12 protein-coding genes are annotated in these 14,207 nt (G+C 40.2%); 10 read left to right on the top strand and 2 right to left on the bottom strand.

The annotated features are described in order from the left end of the window. Positions 1-39 precede the first annotated feature (39 nt). The 5 genes from DS2_RS00060 (at position 40) to amt (ending at position 4,964) form a co-directional block, all read left to right on the top strand. A complete protein-coding gene (locus tag DS2_RS00060) occupies positions 40-210 on the top strand; it encodes a hypothetical protein (RefSeq protein WP_035012530.1) in 171 nt (56 codons plus the stop codon). Between the two features lie 211 nt (positions 211-421). Continuing rightward, the gene (locus DS2_RS00065; protein WP_035012531.1) at positions 422-694 is read left to right on the top strand and encodes a hypothetical protein; all 273 of its coding nucleotides are present in this window, start codon (positions 422-424) and stop codon (positions 692-694) included. Further along, a complete protein-coding gene (locus DS2_RS00070; RefSeq protein ID WP_035012532.1) occupies positions 691-984 on the top strand; it encodes a hypothetical protein in 294 nt (97 codons plus the stop codon). Before DS2_RS00065 ends, DS2_RS00070 begins: the two co-directional genes overlap by 4 nt. A gap of 109 nt (positions 985-1,093) precedes the next feature. Beyond that, positions 1,094-1,345, top strand: coding sequence for a DUF2442 domain-containing protein (locus DS2_RS00075; RefSeq protein WP_035012534.1), 252 nt, complete (start codon positions 1,094-1,096; stop codon positions 1,343-1,345). Positions 1,346-1,553: 208 nt separating this feature from the next. Further along, complete coding sequence (gene amt / locus DS2_RS00080; protein ID WP_035012535.1) at positions 1,554-4,964, top strand: ammonium transporter; 3,411 nt, start codon at positions 1,554-1,556, stop codon at positions 4,962-4,964. A gap of 7 nt (positions 4,965-4,971) precedes the next feature. On the opposite strand, the gene DS2_RS00085 is transcribed toward amt, so the two are convergent. Together DS2_RS00085 and DS2_RS00090 are read right to left on the bottom strand one after the other, a co-directional pair. Then, positions 4,972-5,580 (bottom strand): thioredoxin family protein, encoded by a 609-nt coding sequence (locus DS2_RS00085; RefSeq protein WP_035012536.1) that lies wholly within the window; start codon positions 5,578-5,580, stop codon positions 4,972-4,974. Then, positions 5,570-7,627, bottom strand: a complete 2,058-nt coding sequence (locus DS2_RS00090; RefSeq protein ID WP_035012537.1) for a protein-disulfide reductase DsbD family protein — start codon at positions 7,625-7,627, stop codon at positions 5,570-5,572. The genes DS2_RS00085 and DS2_RS00090 overlap by 11 nt, the downstream gene beginning before the upstream one ends. 210 nt (positions 7,628-7,837) lie before the next feature. Between DS2_RS00090 and DS2_RS00095 the strand changes: the two genes are divergently transcribed. The 5 genes from DS2_RS00095 to folC all read left to right on the top strand — a co-directional run bounded on the left by DS2_RS00095 (position 7,838) and on the right by folC (position 14,206). After that, complete coding sequence (locus DS2_RS00095; protein ID WP_035012538.1) at positions 7,838-9,319, top strand: glycoside hydrolase; 1,482 nt, start codon at positions 7,838-7,840, stop codon at positions 9,317-9,319. 111 nt (positions 9,320-9,430) lie between these two features. After that, positions 9,431-11,035, top strand: coding sequence for a phosphoenolpyruvate carboxykinase (ATP) (gene pckA, locus DS2_RS00100; protein WP_035012539.1), 1,605 nt, complete (start codon positions 9,431-9,433; stop codon positions 11,033-11,035). Between the two features lie 111 nt (positions 11,036-11,146). Then, positions 11,147-11,932 carry a tRNA pseudouridine(38-40) synthase TruA gene (truA, locus tag DS2_RS00105; RefSeq protein ID WP_200870105.1) on the top strand — a complete coding sequence of 262 codons (786 nt, stop codon included), beginning with the start codon at positions 11,147-11,149 and terminating at the stop codon, positions 11,930-11,932. Positions 11,933-12,067: 135 nt separating this feature from the next. Further along, on the top strand, positions 12,068-12,928 hold the full coding sequence (gene accD, locus DS2_RS00110; protein WP_035012541.1) for an acetyl-CoA carboxylase, carboxyltransferase subunit beta: 861 nt from the start codon (positions 12,068-12,070) through the stop codon (positions 12,926-12,928). Between the two features lie 6 nt (positions 12,929-12,934). Beyond that, on the top strand, positions 12,935-14,206 hold the full coding sequence (gene folC / locus DS2_RS00115) for a bifunctional tetrahydrofolate synthase/dihydrofolate synthase (protein ID WP_035012542.1): 1,272 nt from the start codon (positions 12,935-12,937) through the stop codon (positions 14,204-14,206). Position 14,207 lies beyond the last annotated feature (1 nt).

Raw genomic sequence — 14,207 nt, forward strand, 5'->3', positions numbered from 1 at the left:
CTTTAACACGTTGTGAATTTGTTTTATAAAGAGGTCTAGATGAACAAAAAAATTGAAAAGTATGGTGTAAAGGCGGTAACTAGGCCACATATCGCAGCAACCAAGCAACTTGACTTGTCGGGTGCCGAAGGGCAACAAATTGTCAAATCAGAAACAAAGCTAGTTTTGCGTACTCACAAAAAGACTTTCGATAAGCTGGCTCATATGTAATGGATATTATCTGTTTCCCTTTTGCTCGAGTGAATCAAATATGAAGATTCTACGTATGGCTGTGACTCTAAAACTTAGTGCATGCGTGCAATATCAGTTTGGGCTGATTGCATAAATTTCACATATTAAATAAAAATGTAGGAGGTACTTAGTAAAAATTTAAAGGCTTTTAAGACAGGAAATGGAATGTATTAATTAAAGAGTTTATAAAATGAAAATAGGATTTAAAACTGTATTACCTCTAGCATACTTATCACTAGCTATCCAAACCAATAGTTCGTTGGCAAGTGCTGACAATCCCTCATATCTATTTATTGATAATGTTTCACCCAACCTAGCCGTAGTTCGAGTTGATGGCATTGATAAAGAGATTAAGCCTAATTCAGGCCTTTTGTTCAGTTGTTATGTTGAGCAGTTGGTTGAAGTTATCCACGATGAGAAGTTGCAATACGTATTGTGTGGTGAGGAGGTGGTATTACGATGAAATATTTATACTGCTTAGCGTTTGTATTTTCAATAGTCGCATGTAGTAGCGAAAATTCTGATGGTTCAGATAAGTCTACGTATAGTTCGTGCAGTATTACTGATTCTGATGCATTGTTTGCATCTGATCGGGCTAAAGATGTTGCTCAATGTTGGGATGGAGCCAATATAGAAGAAAAACATTTAGCTATGGATTGGTGTAAGAAAAAAGTCACAGGTTATATGGGTGATGAATATTTGATAGGGCATTCTGTAACATATCAGGTCGCATCGACTAATTGCCCCAAATAATAAAAGTCCTTAATAATATCAATTATAGTGGAACTTTTTTGAGTAAGGCTATTTAACGGATTTTGCAATCTAAAATAGCCTTATTCACAATTAAATGAGGTTAATGTCTATGTCGCTATCAATTAAAAAAGTTATTGCTAAGCCTGACCACCTATTAGTCATTGATTTTGAAAATGGTGAGCAGGGAACATTAGATATGAAACCTTATCTAAATTTTGGTGTATTTAAAAAATTGCAAGATCAAAATGAATTTGAGCAAGTTAGAGTGGCGTTCGACACAATAGAGTGGCCTTCAGGCGCAGACCTAGATCCAGAATTTGTGTATAACAAGGCTACACGAGTTGTTCAAGTTGCAACTTAACCCAATTTAGTGCACAAATTTCTTCGAATTTATCCAAGTTTTCACAAAAGCAACTGTTGCTGCCAACTAAAACCAAGCATAACCCCCAAAAACAAAGCCCTTTCAATGAGCTAGATTCAGTTGCTATTAAGTGGCAAAAAACTTGCTTAAATTCTTTTCTGGTGTTTTAGGTAACCTTAATTCAGGTTCGTGAAATGAGGAGTCGAGCGTGACGATAGACATTCTATGGGTGTTGTTTTGTGCTGTATTGGTTTTAGTCATGCAGGGGGGCTTCTTATTTTTAGAATCTGGCTTAACGCGTAAAAAGAACGCGATAAACGTTGCACTGAAAAATGCCACCGATTTCGCGCTGACTTTTTTACTTTGGTGGGCAGTCAGTTATGGCATTATGTTTGGTCAAAGTTACCTAGGCTGGATAGGCAGTCAAAACTTTCTTTTCTCAGTTGAAAATAGCAAACCCACTGAAGCCACGTTCTTTATCTTTCAAGCGATGTTTTGTGCCACAGCTGCCACCATAGTGTCTGGTGCCATTGCTGAACGAACTAAATACTTAGCCTATAAAATAATCACTGCAATTGTTGTTGTTATTATCTATCCTGTATTTGGCCACTGGGCTTGGTTCTCATCAGACAATCAAGCTGGGCGTATACTCGAAACTGGCTTTGTTGATTTTGCTGGCTCAACGGTGGTACATAGTATTGGGGGCTGGGTTGCACTTGCGGCTGTGATTATTATCGGCCCCAGAATTGGCCGATTCGACGGTAATAAAATTAATTCTATTCCATATAGTAATTTACCATCCGCAATGCTAGGTGTTGTGCTATTTATTGTCGGATGGGTAGGTTTTAATGCTGGTAGTACTTTAGCTTTTTCTTCCAATATCCCGTTAATTATTGTTAATACCTTATTGTCTGCCGCTGCTGGTGGTATGGCTGCATTTGCTTTAAATCGAATTTGGCCAACACCTTACCTTGAGGATAGTGTGGTGATGCTCAACGGCATTCTAGCTGGTTTAGTTGCAATTACTGCATCTTGTCATGCTGTTGGGCAATTAGATGCGTTTGTTATTGGCATTGGTGGTGCCATTGTAATGTTATTGGCTTGTACTCTTTTAGGTAAACTGAAATTGGACGATGCGATATCTGCCATTCCAGTGCATTTATTTGCAGGCATTTGGGGCACGTTAGCGGTTGCTTTTTTTGCCGATTTAGATGTTTTAGCAACAGGTTTGACCCGAACTGAACAGTTTTATGCACAATTAAATGGTGTGGTTGTTTGTGGTTTATGGGCGTTTTGTTGTAGCTATATTTTGCTGCGTATCGTTAACTACTTTTTCCCACTGCGGGTGAGTGCAGATGATGAACACAATGGCTTAAATATAACTGAGCACAATGCCCGCACTGACCTGCATGACTTTTTAGTTAATTTAGATAAGCAAGAGCATGATTTGTCCTTACGCATTCCGGTAGAACCTTATACTGAAGTTGGCCTAATTGCTGAGCGTTATAATAAATTAATGGATGTCATTGAAGATACAACCGCTAAAACCGAAAGCATAGTTAAAGATATTCATGCTGGAGTGGTTACACTAGACTCAGAGCAAAAAATTACTGGCATCAACCCGGCAGCAGAGCGGATATTTTCAATTTCTGAAGCCTATGCTTTGGGTAAAAGCATTCAGCAGATATTTAAAATTAATAAAGTATTTCAAATAGAACAAGGCGCGGAAGTTGATTTATTAGCAGCAAGGGAAAATTTGTTTAGTAAATCGTGCAATTTACGTTTACAAGGCCATTGTATTAACGACGATAAAATACGGTATTTGGATATTATTATTACTCAAAGTAGCCACTCTACCGTAGAGTTAACCTGCTTAATTAATGATATGACTGAATATAAAGCGATTGAAGCAGCTTTGTATACTGAAAAAGAGCAGATGCACGCGACCTTAGAGTCGATTGGTGATGGGGTGATCACAACTTCGAAAAATGCCACCATAGTTTATATGAATCCAGTTGCTGAGACGCTGACTGGTTGGACGTTAGCACGTGCTAAACACAAAAAGATTAGTCATGTTATGGCTGTTGTTGATTCACCAGAACATAGGCCAGCAGATCAGATTGTTAAAAAATCCATCGAAAATAAACAAACTTATGTGACGCACAAATCTCGCTTATTATTTTGTCGAGATGGAACCGTACGGGCGATTCGTCATACCGTGTCGCCTGTATATGATCATGAAAAAAATGTCACAGGAACAGTGGTGGTATTCCAAGATGTAACTCAAGCGCAAATTGTTCAACGACAATTGAGTCATCAAGCTAAACATGATGGATTAACTGGGCTAATCAATCGTAGTGAATTTGATCGTACATTAACCGCTTTGGTTGAGCAGAGCATACAATCGGATGAGCAACACGTTTTAATTTATATCGATTTAGATAAATTTAAAATAGTGAATGATTTATGTGGTCATCAGGCTGGCGATGAGTTACTGCGACAAGTCTCGAGTGTGATGAAAAAATTAATCCGCTCTAACGACATTCTAGCTCGGTTAGGTGGTGATGAATTTGCTGCAATCCTGTTTAATTGTGACATAGAGCGTGGGCAAAAAATTGCGGAAACCATTCGTGATCAAGTTGAATCATTTAGATTTAGTTGGGATGGAAAAGAGTTTAGTGTCACAACCAGTATTGGTGTGATACCTGTTGATCAATACTCAAACAGTGTTTCGGATGTTTTACATTTGGCTGATGCTGCGTGTTATGCCTCTAAAGATATGGGGCGCAATCATGTGTATGTGTATCAACCAGACGATACTGAATTAAAAGCGCGCCAGCAGCAGGTCGAATGGGTTGGGCGAATTAAACATGCGTTAGAACAGGATTTATTTGAACTGTATTTTCAACAAATTTGTTCGACAACGGCTAATGACAAAACGCTTAAATTTGAAATCTTAATTCGGATGAATTGGCAAGGGGAGGTCATTCCACCTGGAGCATTTATACCAACAGCCGAACGATACAATTTAATTTATGCGATAGACAGATGGGTTATCCAACAGACTTTTAAATGGTTGGATGAAAATAGGTTTAGGTTACCAGCGGATGTGAGCTGCTCAATTAACCTGTCGGGTGATTCTATTAACAAAGGAGATTTACAGGAATATATTCTTGAAATGCTCGATAGATATAAAGTTGATGGCAATCAGGTAGTGTTTGAGATCACCGAAACGGTCGCTATCGCCAACCTAAATAAGGCGTCAGCAATTATCAATCAATTAAAAAAATGTGGTGTGCGTTTCGCGCTAGACGATTTTGGCAGTGGGTTGTCGTCATTTGGCTATTTAAAAAGCTTACCGATTGATTACATAAAGATTGATGGTGCTTTTGTCAAAGACATTGAAAGCAATACATTTGACCAAGCTATGGTTGATGCAATCAATAAAATTGCCCACACAATGGATCTAAAAACAGTTGTCGAATACGTTTCAACGAATGAAATTTATCAAACGCTACAGCGTTTGCAGGTTGATTATGTGCAGGGGTATTACCTGCACAAACCAAATAATATTTCTAAGCTAATAGAAGAAATTGCACTGGTTAAGTTGGTGAGTTAACTCGCAATTACGACTTGTACTTAACAGAACATCCATAGGGTGGTGTCAGTTTATTGCTAATTGTTTGTCCAGACATTAATGCAGATAAACCTTGCTCCACATAATTCACTGCCTTTTTAATGTCGGCAGGATTAGCTGATTTTATGCTATCGATGCCGCCGGCATATCTGAGCTTGCCTTGCTTGTCTATAATGTACATATGCGGTGTGGTTTTGGCGCCATATAACTTACCTACGTTGCCTGATGGGTCAAATAGCACATGAGTTGGTGCAGCATTGCGCGACTGCGTAAGTTCAATCGCTTGGTTGCTGCTAACATGGCCTTGTTTGCCTGGCGCAGAAGAAATAATCGATAACCATACAACCCCGTCATCAGTATATTTTTTCTGCAAGCTTTGCATATTACCGCTGTTGTAATGCTTTTCGACATATGGGCATTGGTGATTAGTCCATTCTAATACAACATATTTGCCTTGGTAGTCTGACAAAGAGACAGTTTGGCCTTGTTCATTGGTTAAGCTAAAGTTTGGTGCAATAGCATCAATGTGTATTTCGGCCCGGGCAAAACAGCTAATAAATGCCAGTGCCGCTAAGCTTAAATATTGTTTAACTTTCATGGTTTAGCTCCTTTTTGGCGAGGTTAATTGCCTCAATTAGCATAGCGGGAGTTAATAACTGAGGCAAAACTTGTTCAGAATGGTTGCCTGCGTAGACCACATATAGTGGTACACCTGCTCTTTGGTATTGCTGTAAAAAACTCAAAATTTGGCTATTTTTATTGGTCCAATCACCGACCATGTAGTGTACACTGTCATCAGCCAATGCGGTTTGCACTTGGCTTGAATTAAATGCGACTTGCTCATTAACCTTACACGTGATGCACCAGTCTGCAGTCATATTTACCAGTACAACCTGGTTGTTAGCTTTTAGTTCTGCTAGCTTGTTAGCGTCGTATTTTAAGTAGCTCTGGGTATGCTGCGTTTTTTGTTCAATGGCCACTTGGGTTTTACTAAAATAAAATGGTGCCACAATACAGGCGATAATTGCTAAACCACATAGCACTTTTAATCCGCCTTTACTGTGTTGTGCCAACCAACAGAACAGCGCGAATAATAGCAGTGCGGATAATAAAATCAGTTGTGCGCTGCTATTGGTTTGATTGAGGTAGATCCAAACTAACCAAATAACTGTGGCCAACATTGGGAAAGCTAAAAATTGTCGAAAGCTTTCCATCCACGCACCTGGTTTTGGCAGTAACTTTGCCACTTTTGGTAAACAGAAAATGACCGTTAGTGGTAGGGCAAATCCCAGCGCTAGGCTAGTAAATATTAGCATTGTTTGCAACGGTGGACTGACCATAGCAACGCCAATAGATGCGGCCATAAATGGAGCTGTACAGGGAGAGGCAACTAACACGGCTAAAACGCCAGTGGCGAACTGGCTAGCAAAGCCGTGACTTGAAACCCAAGATTGTCCCAAATTAGTTAATCCGTTGGATATTTTAATTTGGTCTAACAGCATCAGCGCAATTGCCAAAAACAAGAAAGCCATTAAAGCGACAAACCAAGGGCTTTGCATTTGAAAACCCCATCCTAAACTTTCTCCACCTTGGCGAAATATAACAATGGCTAACGCAAATAAATTAAAGCTAATTAACACACCCAATAAATAGGCAAATTTAGTCAGTGTTGGTAAATTTTGCTGTTGTAAGCTTAAAGCTTTGATGGAGAGCACGGGTAATACGCACGGCATTAAATTTAAAATAATACCGCCTGCTAACGCCATCAGTAAGATTAATGCAAGATGGGGCGATTCTGTACCCACAGCGGCAGTCGTTAAGCCAGTATTATACTGAGCGGTCAAGTAGTAGGCTGACTCTCCATCAGACAATAAGAATTCAATCGGTTGTTTGTCATCAATAAAATAATCAGATCGCAAAACTGTAAAGCTAGTTTGAGTTGGTGTACTCGCGACTATTTGTTGCGGTTTGTTGTGTTGAATAATACTGCTTTTTAGTGGTAGAAGTTGCCATTTTTCGCTGGTGGGTGGGTTAGCTGAAACTACAATGTGTTTGTCGGTAATTTCGTAGCGTCCAGATAGTTTTTGCGCTTGAGGGTGTCGTTGGCGTGTTTGAGCGAATAAAGGTTTAAATGCGCTCGGCTGTTGTTGATTAGAAATTTCAAACGTTTTGGTTAATGTCGCCCAGCCTGGTACACAATCTTCTTGGCAAACCAACCAAGATAAATCTACTTTAATTTCTATTTGTTGACCAAGCTGATATTGTGCTGATGATGTAAAAGTTAGCGGCAACATCAGTAAATTTTGACCTTCGTAACCATAATTAACTAAGTGGGCTACGTTAATTTGTTGTGGTATCGGCCAAATAATCTCACCAACTGATAAGCCTGAAGGCAATTGCCATTGCATGCTTGGCGCTTCACCTGAATCACCAGGATTTCGCCAATAGGTGTGCCAGTGTGGTTCTGGCTTCAACAAAATGCCTATCCAATTGGTTTGTGTTGGGTTTAACTGTGTATATTCACTCACAAGTTGAACTTGAATATGTGGACCAGTTGCTGAGCTCTGCTCTGCATAGAGTAATTCCGCATAAATGCTGGTCAGCCACAACATTATACTAATGAGATACTTGATTATTGGATGCATAGTGATTCCCTAAAAACATACCTTATCCAAACTCACATCTTTAGCTTGTTGAGTATAGTTTATTATTGACTGGCTACTTTGCCCTTTCAAATCACTTTACATTGCCTTTACAGTGAGCAAATCAATTTGCGTTAATTTAAAACAATGTCATCAAGCTGCCATGATTTAGTCAAATACTTAGGTTAAGTGTTTCTAATATTTTGGCAGGATATGTTCAGTCGGATAACTTCTACTTTTTACTCACGCATCTACAGAATCCTTCATTTTAGAGCCCGTCGCGTTGCTGCTAAGCAAGTAAAAGTAAAGCTTGAACGATTTGAGCCTGTTCATCAGGTTGAAGCAGAGTATTTGTCATTTTCAATTGATATTTCGGTGTTGGTTGGTGGTTTTTGGTGGGAAGGCAGTAACGGCGTTAAACGCGGGTTAGGCACGCTAAGAGTGCCACCAATAGAATTGCACAGCAAAAAACTAGGTAGATTAGTGCAAGCGTTAGGGCCCGCTTATTTGCGCATAGGTGGCTCTGAAGCAGATAAAATTCATTACTTTGAACAACCAGAGCATGAACCTGATGCTATTGTGTTAACTCGAACAATGTGGGACAACCTGCATAAATTTGTTCAACGTAATCAGCTTAAATTGGTTTTTACTTTTAAATATGGTTTGTTTGAACGTAGTTTGCACGGTAGTTGGCAAGGTTCTGAAGTACAAAAATTATTAGAGTATTCCAAGCAGCACAACTATCAAATTGATGTGTGTGAGCTCGGCAATGAACTCAATGCATATTGGGCTTTTCATGGATTAAGTGCCCAACCAGGAGGTAAAAATTTAGCGCAAGATTATGCAACTTTTGCTCGAACGGTAAAAAGCTACTTGCCGTATACTAAAGTGATGGGGCCGGGCAGTGCCTATTGGCCTAAACTTGGTGAGTCGCTTGCACCCATGTTTAATTTAACGAAAAAGTTTTTGGGTTATCTGACGTTCGAGTTAGACATTGTCAGCTGGCATTATTATCCGTTTCAAAGCAAACGCTCACCTGTTCGGACACGCACTGCGACTTTACGCAATATGCTGTCGCCAACTTCTTATGATTATTTTGCCAAGTACACAGAAAAACTTAATTTTTGGCGACAACTCCATCAGCCGAATGCGCAATTTTGGACAGGGGAAACAGGCTCCGCGCAGTGTGGGGGACAACCTGAGCTATCTGATAGGTTTATATCGTGTTTCTGGTGGGCCGAGCAGTTAGGGAATGGGGCTGTTTCTGGACATAAAGTGATGATACGCCAAAGTTTAATTGGTGGGGATTATGGGTTGATTAACCGCTTAACATTAAAACCTCGGCCTGACTATTGGTTGAGCTGGGTTTGGGGGCAACTGATGGGCACTCAAGTTTATCGGGTATCGTCAAACCACCCTAGAGTGAGAGCTTATTGTCACGCGAAAGCAAACAGCGCTGAAAAAACCTTAATGCTGATTAATATGGGTAATTTTGAAGTTAATGTAGAGCCAGATAACTTTCGCTCGATAGGGACCGGGTTTGTCTTAACCGCAAAATCGATTGATGCGAAAAAAATCATGATAAATGGGGTTAAACCTAAATTTAATAAAGGTAAGGTCACTCTGGACGACTTTCCACAACAGCATTTTAATGGCCGTTTACCAGCTTTTAGTATTAGTTTTTGGATTTGTTAATTTAAATCAATCGGGCTGTGTTTTATTGCTTTTAAAAGGTAAAAGCTGTGACTATGCTTAATATAAGCTTTTGAAAAAGCATTTCATTGTCATTGAAAAGGGGCGCTTATTATGGATACCGCAAAGATTGACTTAACGCGTTATGACATTACCCAAGTTAAAGAAATTATTTATAACCCGAGTTACGATTGTTTATATGCAGAGGAGCTGGCGGACAACTTAGCGGGCTATGAGCGAGGTATGCTAACTGAGCTTGGTGCTGTTGCGGTAGACACAGGGATTTTTACTGGTCGTTCTCCAAAAGATAAATATATCGTTGAAGATGATATAACGCGAGATACCCTGTGGTGGAATACGCAAGGGCAAAATGACAATAAAGCAATGTCACAGCAAACTTGGGTAGAACTTAAAAAGTTAGTTGGGCAAGAGTTAACAGGTAAAAAGCTATATGTCGTTGATGCTTTTTGTGGTGCAAACGAAAATACACGCTTAAAAGTGCGATTTGTTATGGAAGTCGCTTGGCAAGCGCATTTTGTCACCAATATGTTTATTCGGCCAAGTGCAGAAGAACTAGTGGATTTTCAGCCCGATTTTGTGGTGTTAAATGCTGCTAAAACAGTTAACCCAAATTGGCAACAACAAGGGTTAAACTCAGAAAGCTTTGTCGCATTCAATTTGACTGAACATGTGCAACTTATTGGCGGTACTTGGTACGGTGGTGAAATGAAAAAAGGCATGTTTTCGGTTATGAACTATTTATTGCCGCAACAGAATATTGCCAGTATGCACAGTAGCGCCAATGTTGGTAAAAATGGTGACGTAGCGATATTTTTTGGTTTATCGGGTACAGGTAAAACAACACTTTCAACCGACCCACACCGTAAGCTAATTGGCGATGATGAGCATGGGTGGGATGACCATGGTGTATTTAATTATGAAGGTGGTTGCTACGCAAAAACACAAAATCTCGACCCGCAAGCCGAACCTGATATTTACAATGCCATCAAGCGCGATGCTTTGTTGGAAAATGTTATGGTGAAAGCGGATGGTAGCATTGACTTTGACGATAGCAGTAAAACCCAAAATGGCAGAGTTTCTTACCCAATCTATCATATAGAAAATATCGTAAAGCCGATATCAAGAGCAGGGCATGCGCAAAAAGTCATATTTTTAACCGCAGATGCTTTTGGCGTTTTACCGCCAGTCGCCAAACTAACACCAGAACAAACCGAATACTATTTCTTGTCTGGCTTTACTGCAAAACTTGCAGGTACTGAGCGGGGCATCAAAGAACCCGTACCGACATTCTCTGCTTGTTTTGGTGCTGCGTTTTTATTGCTCCATCCAACTCAATATGCCAAAGCATTAACCTACCGTATGCAACAGGCTGGCGCGACAGCTTATCTGGTTAATACAGGGTGGAATGGTGCGGGTAAACGTATATCTATTAAAGATACTCGCGCGATTATTGATGCCATTTTGTCAGGTGAAGTTGACCAAGCACCATGTCAAACATTGCCGATATTTGATTTGCAGGTGCCGAGTAGTTTAACTCGAGTTGCTGATAACATCTTAGACCCAAGAACCAGCCACTACGAACTGGCTAATTGGCAACAACAGGCGCAGTCTTTAGCCAATATGTTTGTAGAAAACTTTCAACAGTATTGCGACACCGAACATGGTCAAAGCATAGTAGCCGCAGGACCTAAACGATAACGTAGCAGTTTAAATGGGGTTGGATAGTTAAGTTGCTTTGGGATAGATGTACTCTTATTGCTTGAGCCGTGTATAATGGCGCAATTTTATTATTGCGCTAAATTCCCAACTATGAAAATTGCTTTAGGTATTGAATATAACGGTGCTGCTTATTCTGGCTGGCAACGGCAAAATCATGTAATTACTGTTCAGCAAACTTTAGAAGAAGCGCTTAGTTCAGTAGCCGATAGCGAGATTATTGTAACCTGTGCAGGTCGAACTGACGCGGGTGTCCATGCAACAGGTCAAGTCGTTCATTTTGAAACCGATGTGGTTCGCAAGTTGAGTGCTTGGACCCTAGGTGCAAATGTTAAAATGGCCAATGATGTTTCAGTGAAATGGGCAACCGAAGTGGTTCCTGAGTTTGATGCTCGATATTCGGCTACTGCCCGTCGATACCGTTATATCATTTTAAACCAACGGCTGCGCAGTGCCATTTTACCAGAAGGTACCACCTTGGTATATGAACCGCTAGATGCTGAAAAAATGCATATAGCAGCGCAAGCATTGGTTGGCGAACGAGACTTTACCTCGTTTAGAGCATCGCATTGCCAATCAAACACACCTTATCGAAATGTACATTCAGTGTCAGTAACTCGATATGGGCAATATATTGTTATTGATATTCAAGCGAATGCATTTTTGCATCATATGGTGCGCAATATCGCAGGATCTTTAATTGAAATTGGCAAAGGTGTTCAGCCTGTTAGCTGGATCGAAGATTTATTGCAGATTAAAGACCGTACATTAGCAGCAGCAACGGCTAAACCGAATGGATTGTATTTGGTAAAAGTCTTTTACCCTGAGCATTTTGCAATTCCACAGGCTGCTCTTGGGCCATTATTTTTACCGGATTAGCAATATCAGGGTAAAGGCATCATGTTTTAGTTAAAAAATACCTTGGTTTGTGCTTTAATGTGCGGCAATTGGATGGTCTGAATTATTTTCAGACTGGGTATAAAATTTTTAGAATTAGAAATCCAGAGAATATCAATGAGTTGGATAGAAAAAATATTACCGAAAACGAATTCGACAAAAAAAGGCAATGTACCTGAAGGATTATGGGTTAAATGTAATGCCTGTAGCGCTGTGTTATATCGTACTGATTTAGAGCAGCAACAAAATGTATGCCCGAAATGTAATCATCATATGCGCATTGGCGCACGCCGTCGTTTGGAATCATTTTTGGATGCAGAAAACCGAGTTGAGATTGGCGGTGAGTTAGAGCCGCAAGATGTTCTAAAATTTAAAGATTCCAAAAAATATAAAGACCGCATTTCAGCAGCACAAAAGTCTACTAACGAAAAAGATGCGTTGGTGGCAATGCGTGGCACAGTAAAAGGTGTGCCAGTTATTGCGGTTGCATTCGAATTCGCATTTATGGGCGGTTCAATGGGCTCCGTTGTTGGTGCTCGATTTGTTAAAGCAGCTGAAGAATGTATTAAACAAGGTTTACCATTAGTTTGTTTTTCAGCATCTGGTGGTGCACGTATGCAAGAAGCTTTAATGTCTTTAATGCAAATGGCTAAAACCAGTGCTGCATTAGCGAGAATGAGCGAAAAAGGCCTTCCGTATATTTCAGTTTTAACAGACCCAACTATGGGTGGTGTATCAGCAAGTTTTGCTATGTTAGGTGATATCCATATAGCAGAACCAAAAGCATTGATAGGTTTTGCTGGCCCTCGAGTTATCGAACAAACGGTTCGTGAAAAATTGCCTGAAGGTTTCCAACGCAGTGAATTCTTGTTGGAGAAAGGTGCAATTGACATGATCGTTGATCGTCGTGATATGCGCGATTCAATTGCGCGCCAAATTGCTAAAATGATGAAATTACCAGCTATCGAACAGGTTTAAGCCTAAATGGCCGCAACTGCCTGTTTAACCAGTTTAGATGATTGGCTCGACTATTTGGGCCAAATCCATCCAAAAGAAATTGATATGGGGTTGGAACGCGTAGAGCGCGTGTTCAACCGCCTCAATTTACCTTTGCACCATTCTCGCGTTATTTTAGTTGGCGGAACCAATGGTAAAGGTACAACCACAGCGTTAACGCAAAAGCTGTTGACGGCTCAAGGGTTTTCTGTGGGATGTTACAATTCGCCTCACATCCATGACTATAAAGAGCGTGTCACCATTGATGGCCAATGGTTTACTGAAAGCCAACACTGCCAAGCATTTAAGCAAATCGAACAAGTTAGAGCTGATATTGAACTGACTTATTTTGAATTTGGCACACTTGCGGCGTTATGTTTGTTGGCTCAGGCTGCACCTGACTTTATTTTGCTGGAAGTCGGTTTGGGTGGACGTTTGGATGCAACCAATATTGTTTCACCTGAATTATCAGTCATTACCACTGTTGCGCTCGATCATAAAGATTGGTTGGGCGATACACGCGAACAAATTGGCTTTGAAAAAGCTGGAATATTTAGAGCGAATGGTAAAGCAGTTTGCGGTGACTTAGCTCCGCCTGACAGTGTTAGACAGCAAGCTGACAAACTTGATTTGGATATACTTTGGCATCAACAAGACTTTTCATTTCAGTTAGAGCAGGCTAACAGTGTAAATGGAACAACTTGGCGCTGGTATTCGTCGGTAAGTAATACACAATTTAGCGAATTACCTATACCAAATATGCCGCTACAAAATGCTAGTACATGTTTAGCAATGCTAGAACAGCTTGGTGTATCGATAGAGTTGGATATTTTGAAACGGGTATTAACCGACTTTCAAATTAGCGGACGTTGGCAGCAAATTAATACTAAACCACAGGTTATTATTGATGTGGCACACAACGAAGAAGCTATTTTGCAACTGGTTGATAATGTTCAGCGCTTAAAGCAGACCACCAAAGGACAGCTTTATGCTGTTGTTGGCATGCTAAAAGATAAAGATTATCAAACCTGCCTCTCTATTGTTGAGCCTATCTTCAATGGTTTTTATTTAGCTGATATAAACCAAGCTCGTGGGGCTAATGCACAAGAGCTTGCCAGCTGTTTGCCAAGCAGTAAAGTTGTTTCGAACAACTGCAACATTCGTGCTGCTTATCAAGATGCGTTAGCAAAGGCGCAAGCCGAAGATGTTATTATTGCCTTTGGTTCTTTTTGGGTTATCACAGATTTATTAGAGACTTAAT

The sequence above is a fragment of the Catenovulum agarivorans DS-2 genome (genome assembly GCF_000568405.1).
Taxonomy (GTDB): domain Bacteria; phylum Pseudomonadota; class Gammaproteobacteria; order Enterobacterales; family Alteromonadaceae; genus Catenovulum; species Catenovulum agarivorans_A.